The organism is Oleiphilus sp. HI0061 (assembly GCF_001635675.1).
In genome coordinates, this window is sequence record NZ_LWFE01000213.1 from 1 (window position 1) to 24877 (window position 24877).

The following is a 24877-nucleotide window of genomic DNA, read 5'->3' on the forward strand; positions in this document are numbered from 1 at the left end:
AACTCCGCCCGTAAATCCGGCAGGACTAGGGTGCTAACAGTATTACAAGCCAGAACAACCAGCTCTGGCTTATGTTGGAGCAACATTGCCGAGACAACTTCTCTTAAGCGTTGCCGAAGCACCTGCTCCGGCAACAAACCATAAGGGAAGTAAGCGTCGTCTGCAAAATAGATAATTTGCAACTCTGGCATTGTCGCCAGAATCGATTGGCAGACACTCAAGCCCCCTACTCCGGAATCTAGTACCAGAATCGAGCGAGCAGCGGGCGACTGTGTCAAAGGGTGAGGCCTTTTAGCGCTGCACAGAACGCTTGCGCATTGCGACAAATAGCGCAAACAAGCAAACTAGTACAGGCACTAAAAAGATATTAATCAACTTCAAACGCGTACCCAAGTTTTCAATATCCTGGTCCAACTGATGCTGAACATCTCGCAACTGTTTACGAATTTTAAGCTTCTCAACCTGAAAGCTTTCTAACTCTTGGGCTTGCTCATCAGTAAATAGAGCACCATCACCTTCACCCCGTAAACGCTCCAGATCCATCAGCTTACTCTCAGTTGCCTGAAGCTCTTCTTCGAGCAACTCTTGCTGCTCCAGGAAGCGCTCTTCAGCCGCCATACGTATATCTTCAACTTTATCAAAAGGACGATTAAAGCGCCCCTGACTACGAATTTGAATTAGCTCCGGATGCCCCGAAAAGTTTTCCAGAGCATTAACCAGGAAACTACCATTATCGGCCCAAGGCGTGGCAATCTGCTGACCAAAGAAATTCTGAACCTGAATCCACAGTCGATCTGTCAGTAGATCTGAATCCGCAACAATCATCAAGTTAAGCGCCTCACCTTCGCTTATTTCCGGTAAAAGCGTTTCGCTAACTGTTTCGGTTTTCTGAACCTCTTCGGCATCCAAAGAGTCGCCCTCAGCATTTGGCTCATCGCTATCAGATAAGATCTGCTTCTGCACTGTTACACCTTCAGGAAAAGCGGTCTTCGCTTTCCCTGAAACTCTTACAGCAAGGGCATAGCGCTCGCCCGTTGGTTCAAAGTCATTCAATAAGTCTTGAGGGTCTTGCAGATTTGTTAAGAGCTCAGCTTTTTGTGGCATTGACTGTTCACTGCTCGATAACAAGACATTCACTTCCGTCTGACGGTCTTCAAGACTATCCAGGATACCCGCTGAAGACCAGTTCATGCTCTCTAATCCGAACAAGACAATGTCTTCGCCTGAGCTCGCCGTGCTCGGGTCCATCCCTAACAAGCCAATATGTCGCACCGGATTTCGGTTCTGTCCAAGCCCGACAACCATAGAGTTTGCGAAGTCAGTCACGATCACATCTTCGCGCAACTGGAGACCCCAGCCAGGCAGCAACTTATTAAGATCTGAACGTTGTACAGAAGGAATTCCGCTTTGTCCGGCAAGTGCCTCAGAGTACGGGTCGAGAAATACCAAGGTTCTCCCACCCTTCAGGACAAACTGATCTATCGCAAACAACAAACTATCTGAAAGGTTTTGAGGTGCAACAAGCAAGAGCACATCCACCTCAGGAATTTCGGTGGCATTGTCTTCTATCCATTCCAGTTCAAAGCCTTCCTGCATATATTCGACAATCGACCAAGCTGGACGTGTCTGTCGAGTCATATAATCAAAGCCGCCATTGATTTCCACGCCACTATAAATTCCGACTTTAGGCAAAGCCGTCTTTGACAGAGACGAGATCAAACGCGTCAATTCATACTCAAGGAATGCCTCTTTGTCTGGCTGCATAAATGGAATCACTTCTTCTGCGCCGTCTTCATTCTGTACACGCAAGCCAAAGTAAATTTCGTCACCTCGGGAACCTGCTGGCACGCCTTGCAAGCCAGCCAAGGAAGCTTCATCTTCAGCTTCCGAGAAAGGCACAGGATCTACTTTTTCGAAGCTGAGCTTCCCGTCAGATAGACCTACATACTCTTGCAACAATTCTTCGACTCTTTGAGCATAAGTCCTTAAAGCAGGAAGCTGTGAACTCGCTTTATCAGAAAAATACAAGGTTAAGTTCACGGGCTTATCAAGACTTTTAATTATTTTCTTAGTGCCGTCAGACAAGGTATACAAACCATTTTCAGTCAAATCCCAGCGAACACCGCTTAGCAGTTTGGAGCTCACGAGAATCACCACAAACATGGCAATAAATACAATCAATAAACCTTTAGATGATTTTAAATTAGTCATGTCTATCTCCCCTTAATCCGCTTTCTTCATATCAACGACCAAAACAGTGGCATAGAGCCAGGCCGAAATGAGCACAAGAAAATAAACAAAATCGCGCAAATCAATAACACCACGGGATATCGCATCGAAGTGAGTCAGGAAGCTTAGGTTAGCGAAGCCATCAACCAACCACAACGGCGCCCAAGACGAGAAAACATCCTGAACAATTGGAAACCCTGCTACCACCATTAGAAAGCACACCACCAAGGTTAGAATAAAGGCAATTATCTGGTTTTTCGTTGTTGCTGACAGGCATGAACCTATCGCCAAAAAACCACCAGACATTAGCCATGAACCAATATATCCAGCGAAAATCACGCCATTATCAGGCTCCCCAAGATAGTTAACGGTTATCCATAAAGGGAAGGTCAAAAGCAAAGCCAGACCGATAAAAAGCCACGCCGCAAGAAACTTGGCAACCACCAGCTCCAAAGTAGATAGAGGTAAAGTCATTAGCAACTCAATGGTGCCACTGCGACGTTCCTCAGACCATAAGCGCATCGCCACTGCAGGCACCAAAACAAGATATAGCCAGGGAATGAAGTTAAAGAAAGCCCCAAGGTCAGCCTGACCTTGCTCAAAGAAATGCCCCAAATAGAAAGTAAACACACCACTGAGCATTAGAAATATAACGATAAAGATATAAGCGACAGGCGTTGAGAAATAACTCGCCAACTCCCTTTTTAATACAATATTCATGACGTTCATGAGCGACCTCCCGTACGAGCAGCCTGCTCTGCTTCGATTGTTACCTTCCTAAAGACATCATCCAACTGCCCCGTCTCGACATGCAGTTCTTCTATCTGACAATTGGCGGCATGTAACACGGAGTTAATTGGTGCAAGAATCGCCTGCCCATTCACTGGGTAAGCCTTGATTGAACCTGTCGAGTCACTATCAACTGATTCAACCTGCGGTAAAGCTTGCAGCTGTCTGATAATGTCTTCATTATGTTCTGAAAGCCTGACTGTCACCGCGTTATGATGCTCTGACATGGCAGCTAGTTCTTCAGGCGTTCCATCAAAGACGATGGCTCCTTGAGCCAAAATCATGGCACGAGAACAAACCGCACTCACCTCTTCAAGTATATGCGTCGAGACAATAACAATCTTGTCTTCTGACAAATCGTGGATTAACTGTCGAACCTGATGTTTTTGGTTTGGGTCCAAGCCATCAGTCGGCTCATCCAGAATTAGCACTTTGGGATCATGAATCAAGGCCTGGGCGATCCCCAAACGGCGGCAATAACCTTTCGACAGGTTTTCTACCTTCTTGTTCAGAACCGGTTCCAACGCGACCTTTTCCACAACCTGGTCAATTCGGGTCTGCAGCTGAGCCCCAGAAAAACCTCGCACCTGACCGATAAACCTTAGTGATGCGATAACCGTCATATCTGCATAAGCAGGTGCACCTTCAGGCAGATAACCAATTTCTTTCTTGGCGGCAATCGGGTCCGATAAAACATCATGTCCCATTACCGCTATCTGCCCCTCACTGGGTGCCAAAAACCCTGTCAGGATCTTCATTGTTGTTGATTTACCTGCGCCATTTGGCCCTAGAAACCCTAAGACTTCACCAGGTTTGACAGTAAAGCTGATATTATTTACAGCGCAGAAGTCATCAAAATTTTTAGTAAGATTGGAAACTTGTATCATGGTTTACTCTGAATTGAATTAACTCTAGATTCATATTGTTATGATTAACATATTGACTCACGACAGACTCTTCTACAATGCGAGTCGACGGGTCTTCTCTGATCGTAAGGCCCGGCAGGAAAATATAGAGAGCGTACTCTTTAATTTCAAGTGTTTTCAGCAAAGCTTTCAAGGTAGTAATCTTTTGCCCCACAGATTTAACCTTGCGGTTACAAATATGTGAAAGACTTGAGATAAAGCAGCCACAGAGCTGTGATTTATGGCCGACAGCAAACAAGTGAATTTTGCCTTGGGGCAGGCTTGCCTATAAACTAGCCCACCAACATATACTGCTCGACAACTCGATTACATGATTCAGCCCATATACAGAAGTTAAGACGCTGAATGCTTGTAGTAGAGCAACCCGGTACTGCACATAATTGAACTAAACGGAGACCCTTAGTTTATGAGTCATTTTTTCGGATTAAGTTCTTTACTATTTAGCCTGCTAAGAAAAATTCTATTCTTGTGGGTTCGCGTTGAAGTAAAAGGTGCCGACACGGAAAGCCTTAAAATAGACCCGAACAAGCCGGTTTGTTATGTTTTACAATACAGCTCACTCTCTGCTCGTCTCGTCCTCGAAAACAGCTGCATTAAGTCTGGACTCCCTTCTGCCCAAGCACAACTCAAACTCAATGAAAACTCGGTTAGGCGCTCTTTTTTCTTCTTGTATGAACGTCAAGGAAACTGGTTTAAAAAACGCCAAACCCCTATGGTCACTAATCGGCTCAAACAAATCGTCAAGACCATTGCCGAGAGCAATAAAAATTCCGATATAGACCCATTGGACGTTCAACTTGTTCCGGTCACTTTATTTTGGGGTCGCTCCCCCGAAAAAGAAAAGTCATGGTTTAGATTACTTTTTTCTGACGGCTGGGCGGTATCCGGGCCTTTCAAAAAGCTCTTGATAATACTCCTTCACGGCCGTCGCAGCCTAGTACAATTCAATCAGCCACTTTCTGTGCAACAAATGCTCGAGGAAAGTAAGCAAGACGAGAAGATTTGTGCTCGAAAAGCCGCTCGTATTTTACGTGTTCACTTTCGTCGTGTACGCCAAACCGTGCTGGGCCCGAACCTATCTCACAGACAAAACCTCGTTCACGGCATTATTAATAGCGGCCCAGTGAAAGCCGCAATTGAGAAACACGCCAGTGAAGAAGGTAAGACACCAGCCCAGTCCAGACAAATAGCTTTAAGCTACGCAGACGAACTGGCTTCCAACTTACAAATATCCACCATCCATTTTCTTGAACGTTTACTCAATAAACTGTGGAATAAGATTTATAACGGTATCAGCGCTAACAATGTCGACAAAGTCCGTGATGTCACCAAAGATCACGCTGTCGTCTACGCACCTTGTCATCGTAGCCACATCGATTACCTATTACTTTCTTCCAAATTATTTGAAGAGGGAATCATGGTGCCACATATTGCAGCGGGCATTAACTTAAACCTTCCTATTGTCGGTTCAATTTTACGCCGCGGCGGTGCTTTCTTTATGCGCCGAAGCTTCAAGGGCAACCCTCTGTACTCAACGGTTTTCTCTGAGTATATCCACACCATTTTCAAACGCGGCTACTCAGTAGAGTACTTTGTTGAGGGTGGTAGAAGCCGCACAGGACGCACACTTTCGCCTCGCGCTGGCATGGTAGCGATGACTGTCACCTCCTATCTCCGTGACCAACAAAAGCCTATCGCCTTTGTACCCACCTATTTCGGCTATGAGAAAGTATTAGAGGGCAGTTCTTATCAAGGCGAGCTTCGTGGCAACAAGAAGCAAAAAGAGTCTATATTTGGCCTATTCAAATCACTTAAAAACCTACGCCGCTCTTTTGGTAAAGTTAGCTTGAACTTTGGTGAACCTATCTACCTTGAGGCCTACCTGGACCAACACCAAGAAAACTGGCGAGACTTTACGGGAATGCAAACCGAGAAACCGCAATGGTTGTCCGGTTTTGTCGACAAGCTCTCTCAGGAAATCGTTACCGGAATCAATAGCTCCGCTGCGATTAATCCTATTAATTTCACTGCCTTGGTACTACTGGCAACCGAACGCTATGCCATGGATGCGAAAGTACTAGGCCGCGTAATGAACTGCTTCAATAGCCTGTTAAAAGAACAACCTTACAGCGAAGATATCACTTTTGCCGAAGGTGATGGCTTTGACTGGATTGAGTACGCTGAAAATATGCACCTGGTCGAGAGGCAAAAACAAGAACTGGGCGACATTATTAGCCTGACCGATAGAAATGCTGTGTCGCTCACTTACAACCGAAATAATATACTTCACTTGTTCGCAATCCCCTCTTTGATCGCCTGTTTAATGCAAAATAACAGTCGCATTGAGAAAACTCAGCTATATAGCCTGTTCAAATCAATCTACCCTTACATTCAGGCAGAACTTTTCCTTCGCTGGAGCAGTGACGAGGTCGAAACAGTATTTGAAGACTGGCTAAAAGTACTCATCCAACACAAGCTGGTAATTGACAACGGTGAGTACATTACTCGTCCGGCAAGCGGCAGTGAGGCCTTCGTAAACTTGTCCATCTTATCTCGTTTGATCATCCAGACCTTGGAACGCTACTACATAGTTGTTGCCATTCTTACGCGTAGTGGTTCAGGGAAGCTTGATGCCGAAGAACTTGAAAAACAGAGTACACTTATGGCTGAACGCATGTCGATTCTCTTTGGTCTCAATGCCCCGGAGTTTTTTGACAAAGCACTGTTCCGAAACTTCATTGCAACGCTGCAAAAAAAGGAATTCTTAACACTTAATGGCGCCAATAAGTTGGTATACGGTGAAGATGTTGAACGTGTAATAGAGGAAGCAAAATTTGTTCTGAACGCAGAACTCCGCCAGGCAATTATGGAAGTGACAGCACTTGAAGCCTAAGAACTGTGCTCTCTATGTCAGCCTTACTCTGCTAGCGATGACAAGTGGCTGCGCTGTCAGCCCGCTACAACAAAGTGATCCTGAACCTAGTCTCAATTGGTGCCCACCACTGCCTAATTGCGTCTCAACTGAAGCAAGTACCTTTTTTCACAAAATAGATCAGTTTTCCCTATCCATGCCTTTTGAAAAGGCGTGGCCACATGTAGTTGCTAGTGTAAACCAGCTCCCTCGCACCGAGATTTCACATCAATATCAGGGCTATATTTACGCAAAAAGTTATTCTCAAATATTTGGCTTTGTCGACTATTTCGAGGTACTTTATCAAGCTAATACAGAAACATTGAATGTACGTTCAGGCTCTCTACTAGGAATATCTGACCTATTGGTTAACTACCGAAGAACAGAACAACTTCGCGAGTCTTTGCTAACAAAACAAGTTATCTCACCCACGGACTAGCTCAGCTATCCAGGATTTTATAACGTCCGACACGCCAATCGTCTAATCCGGACTTATACCATCGCGAGAAGCGACTATCTGAAGGACCGCCTGCCAAACAAGTATGTAAGCTTGACTCGCCCATATCAGCAATCAAACGCACCGATGGCGCGAAACTGGTGTCACGCCCAGCGCTACGATAAACCTGACCTTGGTGAGGCGTTGCCCGCCCGCCCAGCAAGGGTATCGACTCAGTATCAAAACCGAGAAAGGTCGGCAGCTTCCCTTGGAATACAATATTGTTCAAAGCAATAGTATTCACCTCTCCCCAACTCTGATTATGCTTCTTCGATAACGGCTCCTTTAGTGCTTTGAGTTTATTGAAGGCTGAAAGGTAGGCTTCATCGCGTGTGATATCGCAATACCAGGCAGATTTATCGCTCACTAATATACGGTCAAAATTCTGATAGAAATCGATAAACAATCCACTATCCTGGGATAAGTGCTCAATCACATCGCCACCCAAACCTATCCTCTGCAAACCAAAGACTTCTTTTCTCAGTAAATCATAGAATGCCTCAAAAACTGGAGCGCCTATAGAGTCCAGGTCATAACGGTGATCCCATTGCTTAAGCATCTGATAGAGTTCACCTGTTTCACCATTTGATTCCAGCAGCGGCAATAGAATATCTAGAAACAACCCTGCTTGCTTTGAATAAACGTCCATCTGCAGAGCTTTCATTGATTCGATATCGTGCGTTTTATGGCTCGCCAATACCTCTTCAATTCTACTCGCTCGGTAATCCCCCATCGGCATATTAATTGGATCAACACGCCCCAGGTGGTTTAGATCCTGATTCGCCGTGACTAAATAGCCATTTTCGGGATTATAGGCACAAGGCAAGTCTTCTATATCCACCAGACCCTGCCAATCATTGTTTGAATCACAGCCCGATATTGGCACAAACCCATTCCAACCAGCACAGCGCTTAGGCATTAGACCCGACATCTGATAAGCAATGTTATCCTCAGAATCAGCAATCACCCAGTTCCAGGCTGACTCGATCTTACCCAAGGTAGCCATTGCCTCTGCAGCTGAAGACATATCCCCCATCTTCAAGGCAGCCATAATAGACGCAGCACCTGAATCTGCAGCAGCCCAACGCGTAGCAATGTAATGACCCGCGATAGCCGGATCACCTTCGAGTACGCCATGCTTATTCTCGTAATAACAAAGCTCAACATCCGCTGACTTTTTCCGTTTTATCACCTCTCTGCGAGTAGCGAAATCATGCCAAGCACCGTCTTTCCGATACTGCCCACCCTTACAATCTTCTACCCAACTATCTACCGTATCCATGAAGGTATAAGTCACTCCCCAAGCAACCTGCTTATTGCGACCAACCAACACACCAGGCAAACCGGGCATCCCCATTCCGATTAGCGAACCGCCGCTCCATGATAAGCTTTGCTCACACCAAACATTGGGCAAACGATTTACTTCCAGGTGAGGATCATTGGCCATGATTGCTCGCCCAGATTTTGTACGGCTGCCTGCGACAACCCAATTGTTAGACGCCATCATTCTAGGCAAGGCCTGATTCCAGATCACTTCACGCGGAACAATTCGTTCCTGAAGCTGAATACTCTCCACCAGTTCACGGTCAAAACGCTTAACGTCAATGGGAAATAGTTCAGCCAGAGCTTCTGTAGAGACGCCTGATTGCGTCAATTCAATAAAGAAACGTTCTACTTCCGCCTGCGATTGCGCCAAAGTCAGGTAGCTCGTCATTCGCGATATAAGAATAATATCCTGCACTTTCCAAGGTTCTGCCTGATAACCCAAGAGCTTCATTAAAGAAAATTCACCGGCTGAAAAGCCCGCATTGACACCATCACAGTAGGATTGAATCTGTGATAGTGAGACGACATCGAGCTTATTCAACTCTTGCGTTAAATTGCCATACCAATTTGCTCGCCTAAAGAACTTATCTATTGCCAAAGACTCTTCAGTATCCGAAAGCAGCTCCGTTAGCCGACCCTGCCCAAGTATCCGCATCATTAGCAATTGCGTGCCACGATCTATTGCATGCGCATAACCGCTCCCCCAAAGGGCGTCCTTGAAAGATGATGCTTTGACATGAGGCACTCCAGCCTCATCACGATTAATCGACAAACCTGAAGGCTGAGGCCCGCGAACTTTGATACGTCTCTTATTAAACATCTATGCACCTCGGACTAAAACAACATTTAAATTCCCATTAAAGGGAATATATAACCCAAAATGCTTTTTTTCAACATAAATTCCCACTCATGATCACTTATATTCTTTTTTATTATTGAAACGAATGATTTAGATCTCTTTAGGCATTAGAATCCCTAGCCATAGATAGGCCCATCAATTTAACGGAAGAGAAATGGGAAGAAAGAGCTTAAAAGTAGAACGAGTCAGTGAAATCCTGGATGCCTTTGAACGCTGCGTCGAAACGAAAGGACTGCAAGGTATGACACTGGATATGGTTGCTGAAGAAGCTGGCATGGCCAGGAGGATGATTCGTCATTATGTCGGTAATCGCAAGGAGCTTATTGAAGCTGGTGTAAAGAGAATTATCAGCAAGTTTGAAGACAGTGTTCAACAAAGCATGAACGTAGCTGAACCGGAAAAGCGTTTTGAAGCGGCTTTTGACTACATATTTAGCGAAGCGTTTAACAACCTACCGGCAACACGTCTGGTGGCTGCCTTGTTACCCGTAAGCCTTTACGACCCAGATGTACAAGCGGCAGTGAAGTCTATCTACGACTTCTTTCTGCTAGGGCTAAAGCAGGAACTAGCCGAACTAAACCCTAACATAGATGAAAAAGAGCTTGAGCAAACAGCCTACTCCATCATGTGTTTATCATTTGGTGGAGGCTGGATGGGGAACATTGGCTTCGACCCAAAGCTCAACCAAAAGAACAAGGAACTCGCAAGAGGCTTAGTTCAAAAATTGGGGCCAGAGTAAAAACAGGCATTTTTACTCTGACCTGAATTATCATTCTTTCCATTCGAAACCTTTAAACTGCTCTCGAATCACCTTTTTATCGAGTTTTCCCGTTGCCGTATGCGGTAATTCTTCAACGAATTCACAAGCAGTGGGTATCCACCAGCGGGCAACTTTTTCGTTAAAGAAAGACAGGATCTCTTGCTCATTTAGTGCTGCATTCGGTTTTCTAACCAACACCAACAAAGGACGCTCCGTCCATTTCTCGTGAGCAACACCAATCACTGCCGCTTCAGCCACATCTGGATGATTCATTGCCAAGTTTTCTAGTTCGATACTGGAAATCCATTCTCCACCCGATTTAATAATATCCTTGGTCCGGTCAGTAATTTGCATTCGTGATTCGGTATCCAAATAGGCTACATCACCTGTTTCGAACCAACCACCCGGAGCAAATTCACCCTCCAACTTATGGTAGCCCTCTGTAATAAATGGCCCCCTAACCTGCACGGCACCAGCACTTTTTCCATCCCAAGGCAATTCCTTCCCAGCTTCATCAACGATACGTAGGTCGACTCCGAAAATAGGACGCCCCTGACGTAATAAGGCTTCAGTAATCGCTTCTTCCGGCAACTCAAAATCAGCCGCTGACATTTTGTTATAAGTGCCGAGCGGACTCATCTCGGTCATTCCCCAAGCATGCTCTACATCTACATTGTGTTTGTCTTTGAAGGTTTGAAAGATTGAAAGTGGACAGGCGGCTCCTCCCACCGTCACACGTTTGAGACTGTCAATTGACTCACCACTTTCACCCAGATAGGCAAGCAGGGCCAACCACACTGTCGGAACGCCTGCCGACATCGATATTTTTTCGTCATTGATTAATTTGGTCAGAGTCTCACCATCAGCCATTTTAGGACCTGGCATCACTAATTTTGCGCCAGCCATGGGAGCTGAATAAACGATCCCCCAGCCATTAACGTGAAACATGGGAACAATCGGCATCACCACGTCCTGGCGCGAAAGGCCAAAGGCATCCGGTAAGCTACTGGCATAACTATGAAGAACTGTTGACCTGTGACTATAGACAACCCCCTTTGGGTTACCAGTAGTACCTGAGGTATAGCACAAGGCAGAAGCTGTGGATTCTTCGAGCTCAGGCCAGTCAAATTCTGGTTCGTATTTAGCTATAAGCGTTTCGTAACACTGGACATTGCGTAAACAGGTTTCAGGCATTTTCGCCTCTGAGGTCAATACGACAAAACCTTTCACATTGGGCATTTTCTCTTGTAACTGCTCTAGCTTAGGTACAAATAAGGAGTCAACGAATAGCCATTGATCTTCAGCATGTTCAACAATGTATTCAATCTGTTCATCAAATAAGCGCGGATTAATCGTATGGCAAACCATACCTGAACAGGAAATCGCATAGTAAAGTTCGAGATGCCGATGATCATTCCAAGCCATCGTTGCAACCACATCACCCTGCTTTAAACCCAAGCCTTTTAGCGCATTAGCTAACTGACGCGTTCGTTGAAAAGCTTCTGCATAGGTATAGCGAAAGCTTGCTTGATCTGCGGTAACCGAGACAATCTCTTGCTGGGGATAAATTTTGTCAGCAAACTCCATCACTGAAGTTATGGTTAAAGGCTGATCCATCATGGTTGAGATCATTTGCTACATCCTCTTGTTATAAATATTGTTCTTATTTATTAATCTATTGGCGAGTTACACAAAATATTGTTCATCATCTTCATGCACTTCAAACGCAAAGGATATCTGCTCCATCGTAAAACCTCGTCCAGCTAGAAAGCGCATTTGTCGAGACTTCTCTTTGTAGTAAAGCGCCCGATCTTTATCATTGAGCGGCTCTCTAAATTTTCGTAATCGTAAAGACTGAGCCAAGGCAAACCAGTCACCCTCAAACGCTTCAAAGCCCTCATTCACCATTGAAGACTTCACACCCTTTTGCTGTAACTTGAAACGTATTTTCTGTGGCCCATGCCCCTTCTCATAGCTGCTACGAATAATCATTCTCACATATCGTTCGTCACTCAAGTAGCCAGCGTCTAGCATCGACTGAACTGCCTGTTCCACCAGAGCCTCTTCATATCCCTTACCTTGCAGCTTTTCGCGCAGCTCATGTTCACTATGCTCGCGACGAGATAGAAGATCTACGGCTTTATTTTTAACACTTTGGAGATCTGCTTCTCTCTTCATTTATCACGTTTTTCCATAAAGCCCTGCGACTCTTTTCAATATTGGCCCTATACGGCTCTCGTCACGTAATGAATCCCGCTAAATACCAGAGAATAGTGGAGATTTTTACGCGAGGCTGCGCTAGAATGCCCGAGCCTATTGCTCTCTTGAAGCTAACAAAAGCCTCAGGGTGCAACATTTGGAACGAGTTTAAATATATCCAAGCTCGTTCAGTTAATTAAGACTATAACGTGAAAAACAGCAGATTCCTATGTCAACAATGTCAGTAGGAATTCGACTTTTCGCACTCTCAAAGTCTTAAGACAAAACGGTTTCCTTTTTCGAAAGGACTAACACTTTACAAGAGCATTATTAAAAACAGAGATAAGCGAGATACCAGCATGGCTACTTTTCTTTCCAAGCTATTCAAACCAAAATGGCAAAGCAAGCATACAGCAACCAGACTTGAAGCAATCAAAGAGCTCAACCCTGGCCAGAATGAAGATCATCAAATATTACTTCAGCTTGCACAAAACGATGAACAAGTAGCCGTCAGAAAAAGCGCCACATCACGCTTAACTGACCCTCAAGCACTGATCACGCTTCACGCGCAGTCTAAAGACGAACTAAAGCCTCTAATTGAAGAAAAGTTATACGAGCTGGCTAACGCTCAGTCATTGAGTATTTTCGACCTAATTACTGACAATAAAATACTTACTCAAATGATCATTAAGTCGAATCAGGCAGATGCTTTCCTAAGCGGTTTGGCTCGGATTGAAGATAAGCAATCACTGCTAGAAATTGCAGTAAAAGCAAAAATGGCAAAACTCCGACAAGCCGCTGCTGAGCTTATCGAAACAGAAGCAGACTTAAGCACACTGCTGAGTCAGGCAAAGGGTAAGGACAAATCGGTTTATCATATAGCCAAGTCCAAGCTTGCCACTATCCGCAATCAGATCGCTGAACGAAGTCAACAGCAACAAGATATAGAGAAAGCACTAGCAGACATTACCGCCCTCGCAAAAACCGAGGTTCTTCAGCACTACGATGCCAAGCTTTTTAACCTAAGCAAACGTTGGGCGGCAGTTAGCCTCAGTGCTAACGAAACACAACGCAAAGAATTTGCTCACTACCAAGCTGAGTGCCAAGCAAGAATTGATAAAATTGCCCAAGAAAAGCTCGAAGCAGAAGAACAGGAGCGCTTAATCCAAACCGGTGGTGATGAGCAAGAAGCGACTTTGTATACATTGTCTGAAACACTTAAGCGCTTCACCACGGAGGTCCCCTCATTTCATGATATCTCTGCAATTGACGCGCTAATCAAAACTCAGGAAAACCGCTGGCTCGAAGTCACTCGCAATGTAAAAGTCGAGAAGAACAAGGCAAAGCACTATCAAGTATTAATGAGTGAGATTCGTCAGTACTATAAAGCGCTTACGCTCTTGAAAGAAGCTGAGCCCGAGCTAAAGGAATCGATCGACGAACTTAGCAAACAGGGTAAAAAAGACAGCACGCAACTCGATACGCTCAACCAAAGAATTCGTAAGCTTCTTAAGCAGGTAAATTGGCCGAAAGATTACGCACAACCAGAAGTTATTTCCCAAAGCAATGAAGCGCTGGGGCATTCTGCTGAAATTAAGCAACAGGTCGCTGAGAACACTAAAGAGATTGAAAGCAAGATTTCCCAATTAGTCACGCAACTCGACAAGTCTTTGGAAGATAAACAGCTAAAAAAATCCAACTCTTTACTCAAAGATATCCAGCGACAAATCAGTAAGCTGGGAAGCAAGCAAAGTGACCAGTATCACAACATGCTCAACCTCAGAATTAACCAGTTGAACGACCTGCGCGACTGGCAGGGTTATGCATCAAACCCTCGCCAACTGGCGCTGTGCGAATCAATGGAGCGTCTCGTCGACACACATATCGAGCCACGCGATAAAGCCGATCGAATCAAAGCAATGCAAAAGGAATGGAAAACCTTGGGTGGTGCTTCAGACCAATCGTTATGGCAGCGCTTTAAAGAAGCGGCCGACAAGGCTTACGAACCTTGCCATGCTTTTTTTGACGAACAGAATCAACTTAAAAAGAACAACTCCGCAAAGCGCGAACAAATCATCACAGAGTTAAGCAACTTCATTGATAACAATGACTGGGAAAACGCTGACTGGAAAGGCGCTGAAAAAATTAACAGACAAGCTCGCCTTGAATGGAAAGAAGCCTACCCGGTTGATTTCAAAACCAATAAGCCAATGCAACAACAGTTCAATGCCCTCTTAAAAGCCTTTGATAAGAAACTTGATACAGAAAGAGACAAGAACCTCTCCTTGAAGCAAGAAATCATTGATCAGGCGCAGACGCTTATAGAGCTTGAAAACCTTGAACAAGCCATACAAAGTGCAAAGGACTTACAACAAGCCTGGCAAAAGGTTGGCATCACGCCTTATAAGAAAGAAAGAGAGCTTTGGCAAGCATTTCGCGCAATTTGCGACCAGATATTTGCCCGCCGCGACCAAGTTCGCAATGAAAAGAAAGAAGAGGCGAATAAGGCTTCAAACGCAGCGAACGAGCTTCTATCTCGTATCGAATCTGAACTCGATTCCCTAAGCGATACCAACCTTAGCGAACTCAAAGCCAGATTAAGCGAGTACCGTAAAGAATATAAGTCCCTACCTTCAGTACAAGGCAAAGCTCTGGAAAAAATTCAAAATCGTTTTGAAGCTTTACTCAAAAAACTTAAGCAACTTATCGCTGGCCAAGAAAACAGGCAGCACCTATTAGCTTGGCAAGAAGTACAGCGTAAGGCTAAGCTCTGTAGAGAGGTCTATCACAATAATACTCAGGCCGATGCGAGCCTTGATGATGAGTTTGCCTCGCAACTTGAGCTTCCTAAAGCTCAGGAAGATACTCTTAAAACTTTATGGATCTCTGTCAAAGCTGGTTCGGTAAGTCCCGAGCGTTGCGTGACACTTCAAGAGGCACGTTCTTTGTGTATAGCTTGTGAGATCGCTGCAGGTATCGAGTCACCGGAAAGTGACAAAGAGCTGCGCATGCAGCTACAAGTTAGCAGGCTTTCAGAAGGAATGTCTTCATCAGGTGAAAACCTAAGCCGAGAGCAACAACTTAGCGCAAGCTTACAAAAGTGGTATGACTCGGTTGGCCCGACACTAGAAGAGTTCAGCCAACTTGAGCCTCGAATTGACAATACAATTCAACACCTTTTTGCTCAATAAGACTAACTAAGCGAGACGGGTGCTCATCTATCAGAGCGCCCGGTTTGCTTCACTTCTGTCTGGACAGCATATTAATAATTGCGCCCGCCAGTATCGCTCCAGCACCCAGCCACACCCAGATGTCTGGTACTTCACTAAAAACAAGCCAGCCTAGCAATGCTGAAAAAACTACCTGCAGATAAGAAAACGCTGTCGCCCTTCCTGCAGGTTCCGTTTGCATTGACTTGGTTAAGCCAATTTGCCCGACCTGTGTAAAGATCCCGACCAAAAATAAAAGTGAACAAGCTTCCATTGTCGGCAAGACAAAATCGTCCCCCAATAACACGAGAGAAAATGGCAAAGCGACCATAGGGAAGTAGAATACAATCACGGAAGGGTCTTCCGTCTGACTGAGCTTGCGGACAATAACATAGGCCACACCACTCCCAAAAGCACCTAACACCGCAGCCATCAAGGCAAAACTGGCAATGTCCGTCCCTATTCCGCCAAACAACCAAGCAGGTCTTGCGACAAGCAATAAGCCAATAAAACTAAAACCGATACTGATAACAAGAGACCACTGCAATCGCTCCTTAAGAAAGAAAGTCGCTAGAATGGCAGTAAAAATCGGATGTAAATACTGTAGAACCGTGGCTTCAGCCAAAGGCATATGTGTCACAGAATAATATACACACACTAACGCCAACGTTCCCACTGCGCCGCGCAGCATTAACAAGGGGCGATTATTGCCCAGAAGGGAAATGCGCTTACGTTTTACATCGACATAGCTCAGGAGCACGGAAACCAAAGCTCGCGCAGCAACGATTTCCAAAACAGGTATACCCAACAAGCTGACTTTTTTAACGCAAGCAGCCATCAGAGCAAAGCCCAGCGCACTAAGAATCATGTAGCGCATGCCGATAGGCATGGCAAAGAAAAGCTGTTTCATTTTCTAGAACAGCGAATATAGAATAAACGCTCGATAAGCACGGCAACCTCACATGTTTAAAACACAGAGGATGCTACACAAAGTTAGTTCAGTGCTCAATGAATAGATGGGCTAAACGTCAGCTTTGCGCTCGTAAACTTTCACTCGAATCTGCTCGCGTGAGTCAAATTGACTGGCACGTAATGTATCAACTTGAGCCTGACGCTCTTCAGCACTCAAGCCTTCTATCAATAGGATTTCTTGTCGTTGATCCAGAAAACTATCAATACGCGCTTGCCATTGAGCGCGCTCCTGATCCAAAGTATCGAAACGTTCAGCTGCTTCAACACCAAACATTTCAACCCTAACCGCTCTGACTTCATCATAGCCGCCACCCTCTTCTTCTATTTTGGCAACACGGGCATTTAATTCGTCAGTGATACGAGCCTCTCTACGGGACTCTATAATGTCATAAGGCGCTTGAGCATCGACTTGCGCTAGTCGTTGAGCTTTTTCTTCTTCGCTCAAGCCTTCCTCAGCTTCTACACTTAGTCTAGCCAGAGTATATTGATCATAAGCCTCTTCTGAGGCATAAAATGCCTCGTAGACCTCTGCATCCAAATATTGCGCACGCATTTCTGACTGAGCATTTAGCTGCTCACTTAACAAAGCGACATAACGACCTTTATCGGCCATTAACTCTCCGCTCTCCATCATGCCTTTAATTGACTCTGAGCGACTGAGTTCATAGTCATACAGCGCTTGCTTTAGTGAGATATACTGAGCCAAGATCTGTTTTGACTGAGTCAGTGCAGGCTCCTGCAAATAGTAACTCAAGTATTCATCAATTCTAGCCAGCACGATATCCAACTCTTCTTCCTCAATGGTCGAAAGGAAGTAATCAAACACTCTTTTGATATCGCTGGAGATACGTAAGTTACCCTGGTCATCCACCTGCAGACTTTGCTGCATTTGAGTCCCTTGAAGCGAGTCAGGCAATGTACCTAGTCGACTCTCGTATGCAAGGGCATTGATAAGCTGAACACCTTCAGCCTGATCACTCGCCAATGGCCGATCCTCAAGCTGAGATAACCTGCTGCCTTGATTCAGACTGAGGAGACTAGTATGAGCCGCCCCCCCTTCATCAAATACAAAAGTACTTACAATCATCGCCAATGCTGCTACGCCAGCACCGCCCAATAGAAAGCTTCTCTTAACTAGTTTGGTTTGATGAGTCATTGACAAGCGATACCTTATGTTCTTGGAAAGTTAGAAGTTCTACTAGCTGCTGAAAACAGCTCCCCTAAAAGCATAGAGGAGCTGTAAAAGGCTTATAGTCCAGCAGACTTCAAGCGTGATGCCTGATTCTTATATAAAGTTAGAGGATCAGTCTCAAACAGATGGTGAATACCAAAGACATGATTCACTGCATCCATATGGTTCATGTTATAGCGCGTACCGATAACATCTCCCCAATGCTGGTCACAACGTTCAACCAAGCCATCGTTCGCACCACTGATCGTTGCACCCGTAAACATCAAGAACGCATCTGAAATATCTAAAGCATTGGTAAATGTCGCATCACCACCCCATGAGTAGTAACGAATACCATTTACTTTAGATGCACCTTCACCACAACGTGAGCTAGGCTTTCCATCCGGGAATAAAGCGTTAAACTGGTTAGCGCCTGGCGATGTCATGAACGTTACTGAGGCCTTCGCATCCTGCGCATACTCAGGGTTGCCTGACAAGGCATCAATTACGTTACCAAGCAGATTAAGAGATCCTTCGACCAATGCTTCAAGGCCACCACCAACAGGAACGATACCGCGAGCAACATCAGCGAAGTCAGAACCAAAGTTCACCGCATTGATAGTCGTTACCGAAGCAACCAAGTCAGGTCTTACGCCCGCTGCATAGCGTACAGTTGGCCCACCCAAGCTGTGGCCCATCAAGTTGAATTTCTGCGCACCCGTCGCCGCACGAAGATCTTCCAATGCTGCAATAAGGTCTTCTCCACGCTGGTATGCATCATCCCATGCAGTCACATTCGGCGCATAAACCTTGGCACCACGTTCTTTAAGAGCACTTTTAACACCATAAAAGTAATCGATACCTAAAATATCGCTAAAGCCCGAAACACCATGAACTAGAACGATAGGGTATTTTGTTTCGTAGGCGTCGCAATCCTGCCACCACCAACAAATTGCACTTGCTTGAGCACTAAAGACCATCAGTGCCGTGAGTAAAAGCCAGCTTTTAGCTTGGCCAAATTTATTATTTTTAGCTTTCATATTGTTTTGCCTATTATTTGTTTTTATTAATCAGGGTCGCTTTATTCAATAGCGCTTAAGACTAGCTTGACAAAAAACCAATCAAAAAAGGTTCTACAAGATCACAAACGAACATTTTTTAACCAATTATTTTCTAAACCAAAGCTTCTAGCACTATAAATAATGCGCATTCAGTTTTTCTAGACCAGAACCACTAAACCAGAACTACTAATTCTTACCGCATATAAAGAATTATCTAAATCCAATAGTATGTATTGAGCTTGTTATATTTATTTCTCATGTTTTGTAGCAAAGTTTATTGAAAAACTATTTTTGCTACAGAAAACGTTTCTACAAACCAATCCTCTCACAGCTCAAAACCAGAGCTCAAGAAGCGCAACCGCTAACTTAGACCCCGTTATTATTTTCAACAATTCCCCCCATTTGGGTGATTGCTCTCAAATCACCAAACAATTATAAATAAGCACCCAAGCTAAAAATTTTCTGTAAATTGATCCCTGAACCTTAGTTCTTTAGAATTGCTCCCTGCGCTTAAACGACCTAAGCAATCTGACCACTAATCGATATACTTCCCTGCTTGGAGCTTCTATGACAACCCTCACGCTGTTTATCAGCGACAATTGGCTAAACCTACTAGCCATTATCTGGTTTTTAGTTTGCTTTAATGGCTATATGAAATACGCCAGTGCTCGAAGCTACCGAAGCACCGAAGACTCTCCGAGCCTTGCATCCGAACTTCACCAGTATCGGTTTCAGTGGATGCTCCGGGTCCTGACTAGAGAAATGAGAATCGCTGACAATGCTGCAATTGCGAACCTTGAAAAAGGTGTTTCTTTTTTTGCATCAACGACCATGCTTATTCTCGCTGGCTTAATAACCATCTTAGGCTCAACTGAAAAAGCAATACACCTCATAGAAGGGCTCCCCTTCGCAGTCCCCACCGATCGCTCGGAATGGGAGATCAAAGTCATTACGTTAATTTTTGTTTTTGTCTATGCCTTCTTCAAGTTTACCTGGAGCTTACGCCAATATGGTTTTGTAACCATTATGGTTGGCGGGGCGCCAACCCCTAGTGAAGACTGCAGTAATGAAGAGAGGGAGGCGCTTGCTTCACGCATGGCTTCCATGGCCTCCATGGCCGCTAACAACTTTAATAGTGGCTTACGCACTTACTATTTCTCTATCGCCATGCTGACCTGGTTTATCAACCCATGGGTATTTATGGTCGCCAGCACCCTTATTGTCTTTATTCTATTTCGTCGTGAATTTAAGTCATCCACACTTAAAATCCTGGTGGGTAAAGAAGAGCTGTCTCAAGCAATGCGCTAAAACTCAATAAAAAACAAAAAGTCACAAGTCTATTCTTTACCGATCGCGGGCTTTTTCTATACTCATTAGAACAAATATAAAACAAAGGCAATTGACGCGTAGGAGTTACAGGAATGTCTTTAGAATCGCTATTTAAAGGAAGCCCAAATTTACCCAACATCCCGAAAGTGGTGCAAGAACTGATCAAGCAGTTTAATGATCCTCATTCCAATGTTGATGAGATTTCAAAAAAAATACAGATGGACCAGGTCCTTTCTGCCAAAATTATGCGTCTAGCCAATTCCGCGCGCTATGGTGCAGGACGTAAGATCGCCTCAATCGACTCTGCAGTTGTGATGCTCGGCATCGATACCCTGAAAACCTTAGTCGTTGCCTCTGGTATTACTGGTGCTTTCCAAGACATCCCGGGCTTTGATAAAAAACAGTTCTGGCGTGATAGTTTCATGATTGCCAGCATCAGCAAGCTAATTGCTAAACACACTGACTCAGACCCTGAAACAGCCTTCACAATCGGCATGATGCGTAACATCGGCGAGCTACTAATTCATATTTATCATGAAGAGTCTGCCGTTAAAATTGACAAGCTAGTTGAATCAGGCGCTAATCGAATTGACTTACAAGACAACCAGTTTGGCTATGACTTCACGCAAGCAGGCTCGGAACTTGCCAAACGCTGGAACTTCCCAACAGAAATTGTAAATGGAATACGTCAACAGGCTGCCCCTAACGACTTTGAAGAGTATTCCGCTTATTCAAGCATCGTTTACTTGGCCGACTACTTAAATGAAGCGTTTAAAGCCGAGCAAGAAAAGCAAGAAATTTTATCTCAGTTCCCGGTGGACATTGCTAAGCCAATTGATATCAATCTGGTATCTTTCTTCGAAGAGTTAGTTGAGCTTGCAGAAGCGGAAGATGATATTGAAGAGTTATTGAAAGACTAAGTCAGATAATCTCTCAAAAAGCGCTCATTTGAGCGCTTTTTCTTTGCCTAATAGAAAACCGAAAAGATCATTTTTTTGAATCGGCTACCATTAAAAACCATAACCTAAAGAAACATAAGAGGTTTCATCCATATGTAAGGCTATCAACTGGACCACCCAAAAACGCAAACCTAGCTCTAGACCTAAGCCTTCAATCTCGTTCTCATGCTGTCGTAGATTATCCTTGTCCAATATTAAATAAGACAAGCCCATATCAACTCCCATCAAAGAGAAGCCACTGGTGTAACTGAGGTTAATCTTTTCACCAAAATGCCCAAAACCACCTCGTAAAGTGATTCCTTCGTGCGCTGCACCCTGACGTTTAAAAAATGACATTCCCATATAATGGGTACGGCCAATCAAGTTATCATCAACAACATAGGTATAACGAGGCGTCCACCCCTCCAGGTCAGAGATATTTTTCCAGGAGAAGTCCTCCACACTTAAGTCGTCGAGCCCTAAGTGTTCCAACTTGAATTCAGCAAAAGCCAGTACCGGCGTAAGAACAAGAATCAGAGTAAGCAGTAGTTTTTTCATAAGATCTATTAGTGCATCCTTGACGCTAGCAAAGCCAGGGCGACTTAAATGCAAACGCTTTAAGCCAGCAACCCGAAACAACAAAGACTGAAAGACTACTATATAGTGAAGCCCTAAACCAAGAAGCAGCCACTCTAATTTTGAAGCAGTCGAAGTTTTAATAAGCATTGAGAGGGAAAACGGTAAGATTCAGGCAAAAAAAATCCCGGACAATGTCCGGGATAAATAAGTACACATGAAATCTAAACCTAAATTGAAGAAAGACGGGCCTGAATCGTCTCACCTAAATTCGATATAGTAATCATAGCCAATAAGTTATGAGCGGTCTGTTGGTAAACAATTGCAAAATGTAACGAATTGTTAACGTCTTCTATATTAATTTACTTGGTTTTATGGCAGAGAATAACGATAATGGTCGTTTCTTCTATTTGTGATAGACCTTCCATTATGGAAATAGAGCAGCTATTTACTCTAATAAAAAGCTTGACCAGCCAATCGAACATTAGAGAACTTGTCACAGCACTCGATGACATTCTTATCAATAATTTCGAACGCGTCGATTTGTCAGTTTATGAGCTACAAGCTACACGGCGCTCCAATCATAAAACGACCACTCTTATCGGCATAGAGTGTAGCGGGAAGTCCAACGACATCTATTTAAATAACGACATGGACATGCTGTCGGCTTATATTTCTAAAGAAGAGGTATACAAGGTTGAAAGCAGAACGCGTTTTAAAATCGTCATTCCGGTAGTGTTATATGACAAAAGCGTGTCTCACCTGGTTGTTTTGCGCCACCGCTACGAGAACCAGGATATTAAAAACACTCTCGTAGGCTTTCTGCAAATCGCTGTCGATATCTTTCGCAACTTGCACGAAAAAGGCCATGACCCGCTTACACGCATCTTAAATCGTCAAGCTTTTGACCAAGTCTCTTCCGACCTTGCCTTTTCACAACACAATGTACTGCATGCAAAGGATACCAGCTTTAAAGCGATTGCCATTCTAGATATCGATAAATTCAAATCTATCAATGATCGCTTCGGCCATGCAATTGGTGACGAGACGCTAGTTCTATTTTCACAGACAGTCAGGTCCGTCCTCCGACAGCAAGACCTGTTTTTCCGCTACGGTGGTGAAGAGTTCGTGGTATTGGTAAAAGACGTTCAGAAAGAGCAAGCTTTGGTTGTTCTCGAACGCTGCAGAGCAGCGATAGAGGCTCGCCGCTTCCCTCAGGTTGGCCAGGTTACCGTTAGCATCGGCTTTGCCGACCTAAGCAAAAACGACCACCCTGTAGAAACACTCTCCAAAGCAGATAAAGCGCTCTACTACGCAAAACAAAATGGTCGTAACCAGGTTAACTCGTATGAAGTGCTATTAGAAAAAGGCTTACTTGAAGCCGTTGAACCCGTAGAGAGCTCTATCGACTTCTGGGATTAATCTCTGACGATCTAGACTCTGCCCCCAAAACAAACCATAACAACTAGAACAACTGTAACACTTATGCTTCAACCCTACTCTCTGATCAACTCTCACGGGAAGCCTCATTTAGGACGCTTCAAACACGCCGTCAATGAAATTAATATCAATGACGCAGATTATCGAACACCAATGAACAAACGCGCCAATAAGTGGCAGCGCCATTTCAATTTTAAACGCTTTCAATATTTCGGCGGCATAAGTGGTGACCTGATATTTGGCTGCGCATTAGCTGACTTACGCTATTTGGGCGCAGCTTTTGTCTATATCTATCGAACTTCAGATAAAAAAATGCTTACTTGGCAATTCAAAAAACCTTTTGCACTCGGGCTAGATATGACGAACCGTCCCGATAATGGCATATCAAGCTTCAAGTCAGGCAAGCATAGTATCAAAATGCGCTACCAACTTAACTCACAGGGCGAGCGGCGCAAAATACTCGAGATTGGTTTTGGCTCGGAGCTCAACATTCAGGCCGAAACCATAGAGAAACCAAGCTTTGAGGAAATGGCTCTTTGTACACCGACCGCAGTCAATGGCTGGGTCTATGCTCAAAAAACGGCAGCACTTCCTGCTAGCGGTGAAGTTCACTGTGCTCTCGGCAAGTTCAAGCTAAATGAAATTGCTTGTTATGGGCATCATGACTTTTCGGCTGGGTACATGCGTCGAGAAACATTCTGGAACTGGGCATGCTTTTCCGGCGCATCTTACTCCACAGCCGATAGATCAGAAGATAAGCCACCGCTCGGGCTCAATGTGTCTTGGGGCGTCAATGAAACAGGCTATTCTGAAAACTGCTTTTGGGTTGGCGATAAGCTCCATCAACTACCTCAAGTTCAGTTCAGATATGACCGGGATGAAGAAAGCTCCGCGTGGAGAATCAGCTGTGAAAACGGACAGCTTGATCTAAGCTTTGTGCCTGAAGGAATGCATAAGGAACACCTCAATGCCGGTTTCATGGCCACAAACTTCAAACAAATATTCGGCAAGTTTAAGGGGCACTTAATCACCGCTGAAGGCAAACGCTACGAGATTGAATCTCAATATGGTTTTGTCGAAGATCAGTACTCTAAGTGGTAAACGTCCATACTAGACAATTTAATTACGACACATCAACAGCAAAAATAGACTTTTGATTTGACGCCTCTAGACATTAAGGGTACAACTGTAAGCTATATTACAGGAGTCTATTATGACTAAGCGCCAAGCAAACAAAACCAAGCACGACACAGCAAATGATAAAAGTGAGCTCCCCTCACTCTCAAAACAGCTATTAGAGCTACATTTAAAGCACGAACTTGAGTGCTTTAACTCCGATCGTTTTATTGAGCTATGCGATTCAGAGACTGAGTTTTTACTGAAAGCTGTAGGAGAAATCCATCTAAATAAGTTTGTCAGCGCTAAACAAATCAAACAAGTTATATACGAAAACGTCGTTAGCTCAAGTATTCCAGGTGCCATCGCCGAAGTTGCGGGTGAGGCAGCCGACACTCTATTTACATCAAAAAAACATCAAGAAACCTTACTGAACCAAATCATCAGCAAAAAAGACTTTGAAGAATTCATAGACAAAGCTTTAGAGCTAAAGGAGCAGCGAAACAAAGGCATAGACAAAGTAATTGAGCTACCGATATATGCCGAATTAATATCAGGCATTCTTTACCA

At 44.4% G+C, this 24877-nt stretch carries 20 protein-coding genes and 1 pseudogene; 9 read left to right on the forward strand and 12 right to left on the reverse strand.

From position 1 onward, the window contains the following. The 5 genes and pseudogenes from A3735_RS02450 to A3735_RS30145 all read right to left on the reverse strand — a co-directional run. A pseudogene (locus A3735_RS02450) lies at positions 1-278 on the reverse strand (glutamate racemase); the annotation flags it as partial. A 13-nt stretch (positions 279-291) separates the two neighbouring features. Further along, positions 292-2211 carry a Gldg family protein gene (locus tag A3735_RS02455; protein ID WP_068514696.1) on the reverse strand — a complete coding sequence of 640 codons (1920 nt, stop codon included), beginning with the start codon at positions 2209-2211 and terminating at the stop codon, positions 292-294. 12 nt (positions 2212-2223) lie between these two features. Then, positions 2224-2958, reverse strand: a complete 735-nt coding sequence (locus A3735_RS02460; protein WP_068514694.1) for an ABC transporter permease — start codon at positions 2956-2958, stop codon at positions 2224-2226. Continuing rightward, on the reverse strand, positions 2955-3905 hold the full coding sequence (locus A3735_RS02465; RefSeq protein WP_068514691.1) for an ABC transporter ATP-binding protein: 951 nt from the start codon (positions 3903-3905) through the stop codon (positions 2955-2957). Before A3735_RS02465 ends, A3735_RS02460 begins: the two co-directional genes overlap by 4 nt. Then, a complete protein-coding gene (locus tag A3735_RS30145) occupies positions 3880-4098 on the reverse strand; it encodes a hypothetical protein (protein WP_068514689.1) in 219 nt (72 codons plus the stop codon). The genes A3735_RS02465 and A3735_RS30145 overlap by 26 nt, the downstream gene beginning before the upstream one ends. Positions 4099-4350: 252 nt before the next feature. On the opposite strand from A3735_RS30145, the gene plsB reads away from it, so the two are divergent. Together plsB and A3735_RS02480 are read left to right on the forward strand one after the other, a co-directional pair. Then, positions 4351-6837 carry a glycerol-3-phosphate 1-O-acyltransferase PlsB gene (gene plsB, locus A3735_RS02475; protein ID WP_068514686.1) on the forward strand — a complete coding sequence of 829 codons (2487 nt, stop codon included), beginning with the start codon at positions 4351-4353 and terminating at the stop codon, positions 6835-6837. Further along, complete coding sequence (locus A3735_RS02480; RefSeq protein WP_082872067.1) at positions 6827-7294, forward strand: DUF1499 domain-containing protein; 468 nt, start codon at positions 6827-6829, stop codon at positions 7292-7294. Before plsB ends, A3735_RS02480 begins: the two co-directional genes overlap by 11 nt. A gap of 1 nt (position 7295) precedes the next feature. Here the strand turns inward: A3735_RS02480 and A3735_RS02485 are convergent, their stop codons facing one another. Then, positions 7296-9497, reverse strand: a complete 2202-nt coding sequence (locus tag A3735_RS02485) for a penicillin acylase family protein (RefSeq protein WP_068514682.1) — start codon at positions 9495-9497, stop codon at positions 7296-7298. 193 nt (positions 9498-9690) lie between these two features. Between A3735_RS02485 and A3735_RS02490 the strand changes: the two genes are divergently transcribed. Further along, positions 9691-10275: a TetR/AcrR family transcriptional regulator gene (locus A3735_RS02490; protein WP_068514680.1), complete on the forward strand. Its 585-nt coding sequence runs from the start codon at positions 9691-9693 to the stop codon at positions 10273-10275. 30 nt (positions 10276-10305) lie between these two features. On the opposite strand, the gene A3735_RS02495 is transcribed toward A3735_RS02490, so the two are convergent. Both A3735_RS02495 and A3735_RS02500 read right to left on the reverse strand, forming a co-directional pair. After that, positions 10306-11928: a long-chain-fatty-acid--CoA ligase gene (locus tag A3735_RS02495; RefSeq protein ID WP_068514677.1), complete on the reverse strand. Its 1623-nt coding sequence runs from the start codon at positions 11926-11928 to the stop codon at positions 10306-10308. A gap of 54 nt (positions 11929-11982) precedes the next feature. Further along, a complete protein-coding gene (locus A3735_RS02500; RefSeq protein ID WP_068514675.1) occupies positions 11983-12474 on the reverse strand; it encodes a regulatory protein RecX in 492 nt (163 codons plus the stop codon). A gap of 380 nt (positions 12475-12854) precedes the next feature. Here A3735_RS02500 and A3735_RS02505 point away from each other — a divergent pair, with 380 nt between their 5' ends. Beyond that, positions 12855-15686: a DUF349 domain-containing protein gene (locus A3735_RS02505; protein ID WP_068514670.1), complete on the forward strand. Its 2832-nt coding sequence runs from the start codon at positions 12855-12857 to the stop codon at positions 15684-15686. A 49-nt stretch (positions 15687-15735) separates the two neighbouring features. Here A3735_RS02505 and A3735_RS02510 read toward each other — a convergent pair whose 3' ends face one another. The 3 genes from A3735_RS02510 to A3735_RS02520 form a co-directional block, all read right to left on the reverse strand. Then, positions 15736-16614, reverse strand: a complete 879-nt coding sequence (locus A3735_RS02510) for a DMT family transporter (protein ID WP_068514667.1) — start codon at positions 16612-16614, stop codon at positions 15736-15738. A 111-nt stretch (positions 16615-16725) separates the two neighbouring features. Continuing rightward, a complete protein-coding gene (locus tag A3735_RS02515; protein WP_068514663.1) occupies positions 16726-17832 on the reverse strand; it encodes a lipase secretion chaperone in 1107 nt (368 codons plus the stop codon). 92 nt (positions 17833-17924) lie between these two features. Then, on the reverse strand, positions 17925-18887 hold the full coding sequence (locus A3735_RS02520) for a triacylglycerol lipase (RefSeq protein ID WP_068514660.1): 963 nt from the start codon (positions 18885-18887) through the stop codon (positions 17925-17927). Positions 18888-19475: 588 nt separating this feature from the next. Here A3735_RS02520 and A3735_RS02525 point away from each other — a divergent pair. Together A3735_RS02525 and A3735_RS02530 are read left to right on the forward strand one after the other, a co-directional pair. Further along, a complete protein-coding gene (locus A3735_RS02525) occupies positions 19476-20216 on the forward strand; it encodes a DUF599 domain-containing protein (RefSeq protein ID WP_068514659.1) in 741 nt (246 codons plus the stop codon). Positions 20217-20329: 113 nt separating this feature from the next. Next, positions 20330-21157 carry an HDOD domain-containing protein gene (locus A3735_RS02530; protein ID WP_068512887.1) on the forward strand — a complete coding sequence of 276 codons (828 nt, stop codon included), beginning with the start codon at positions 20330-20332 and terminating at the stop codon, positions 21155-21157. A 90-nt stretch (positions 21158-21247) separates the two neighbouring features. On the opposite strand, the gene A3735_RS02535 is transcribed toward A3735_RS02530, so the two are convergent. Continuing rightward, positions 21248-21733: a hypothetical protein gene (locus tag A3735_RS02535; protein ID WP_156490441.1), complete on the reverse strand. Its 486-nt coding sequence runs from the start codon at positions 21731-21733 to the stop codon at positions 21248-21250. A gap of 411 nt (positions 21734-22144) precedes the next feature. Here A3735_RS02535 and A3735_RS02540 point away from each other — a divergent pair, with 411 nt between their 5' ends. The 3 genes from A3735_RS02540 to A3735_RS02550 all read left to right on the forward strand — a co-directional run. Then, complete coding sequence (locus A3735_RS02540; protein ID WP_068514654.1) at positions 22145-23173, forward strand: GGDEF domain-containing protein; 1029 nt, start codon at positions 22145-22147, stop codon at positions 23171-23173. Positions 23174-23236: 63 nt separating this feature from the next. Beyond that, entirely contained in the window at positions 23237-24292 is a 1056-nt protein-coding gene (locus A3735_RS02545; RefSeq protein WP_068552826.1) for a DUF2804 domain-containing protein, read from the forward strand. A 112-nt stretch (positions 24293-24404) separates the two neighbouring features. Continuing rightward, positions 24405-24877: hypothetical protein (locus A3735_RS02550; RefSeq protein WP_197485617.1), on the forward strand; the 473-nt coding region annotated here is incomplete at its 3' end.

Bases quoted from the DNA above. Each gene is read 5' to 3' on its own strand.
- A3735_RS02500 (WP_068514675.1), bottom strand. From the start codon at position 12,474: ATGAAGAGAGAAGCAGATCTCCAAAGTGTTAAAAATAAAGCCGTAGAT.
- A3735_RS02515 (WP_068514663.1), bottom strand. From the start codon at position 17,832: ATGACTCATCAAACCAAACTAGTTAAGAGAAGCTTTCTATTGGGCGGT.
- A3735_RS02510 (WP_068514667.1), bottom strand. From the start codon at position 16,614: ATGAAACAGCTTTTCTTTGCCATGCCTATCGGCATGCGCTACATGATT.
- A3735_RS02485 (WP_068514682.1), bottom strand. From the start codon at position 9,497: ATGTTTAATAAGAGACGTATCAAAGTTCGCGGGCCTCAGCCTTCAGGT.
- A3735_RS02530 (WP_068512887.1), top strand. From the start codon at position 20,330: ATGTCTTTAGAATCGCTATTTAAAGGAAGCCCAAATTTACCCAACATC.
- A3735_RS02495 (WP_068514677.1), bottom strand. From the start codon at position 11,928: ATGATCTCAACCATGATGGATCAGCCTTTAACCATAACTTCAGTGATG.
- A3735_RS02535 (WP_156490441.1), bottom strand. From the start codon at position 21,733: ATGAAAAAACTACTGCTTACTCTGATTCTTGTTCTTACGCCGGTACTG.
- A3735_RS02460 (WP_068514694.1), bottom strand. From the start codon at position 2,958: ATGAACGTCATGAATATTGTATTAAAAAGGGAGTTGGCGAGTTATTTC.
- A3735_RS02455 (WP_068514696.1), bottom strand. From the start codon at position 2,211: ATGACTAATTTAAAATCATCTAAAGGTTTATTGATTGTATTTATTGCC.
- A3735_RS02525 (WP_068514659.1), top strand. From the start codon at position 19,476: ATGACAACCCTCACGCTGTTTATCAGCGACAATTGGCTAAACCTACTA.
- plsB (WP_068514686.1), top strand. From the start codon at position 4,351: ATGAGTCATTTTTTCGGATTAAGTTCTTTACTATTTAGCCTGCTAAGA.
- A3735_RS02545 (WP_068552826.1), top strand. From the start codon at position 23,237: ATGCTTCAACCCTACTCTCTGATCAACTCTCACGGGAAGCCTCATTTA.
- A3735_RS02520 (WP_068514660.1), bottom strand. From the start codon at position 18,887: ATGAAAGCTAAAAATAATAAATTTGGCCAAGCTAAAAGCTGGCTTTTA.
- A3735_RS02490 (WP_068514680.1), top strand. From the start codon at position 9,691: ATGGGAAGAAAGAGCTTAAAAGTAGAACGAGTCAGTGAAATCCTGGAT.
- A3735_RS02505 (WP_068514670.1), top strand. From the start codon at position 12,855: ATGGCTACTTTTCTTTCCAAGCTATTCAAACCAAAATGGCAAAGCAAG.
- A3735_RS02465 (WP_068514691.1), bottom strand. From the start codon at position 3,905: ATGATACAAGTTTCCAATCTTACTAAAAATTTTGATGACTTCTGCGCT.
- A3735_RS02540 (WP_068514654.1), top strand. From the start codon at position 22,145: ATGGTCGTTTCTTCTATTTGTGATAGACCTTCCATTATGGAAATAGAG.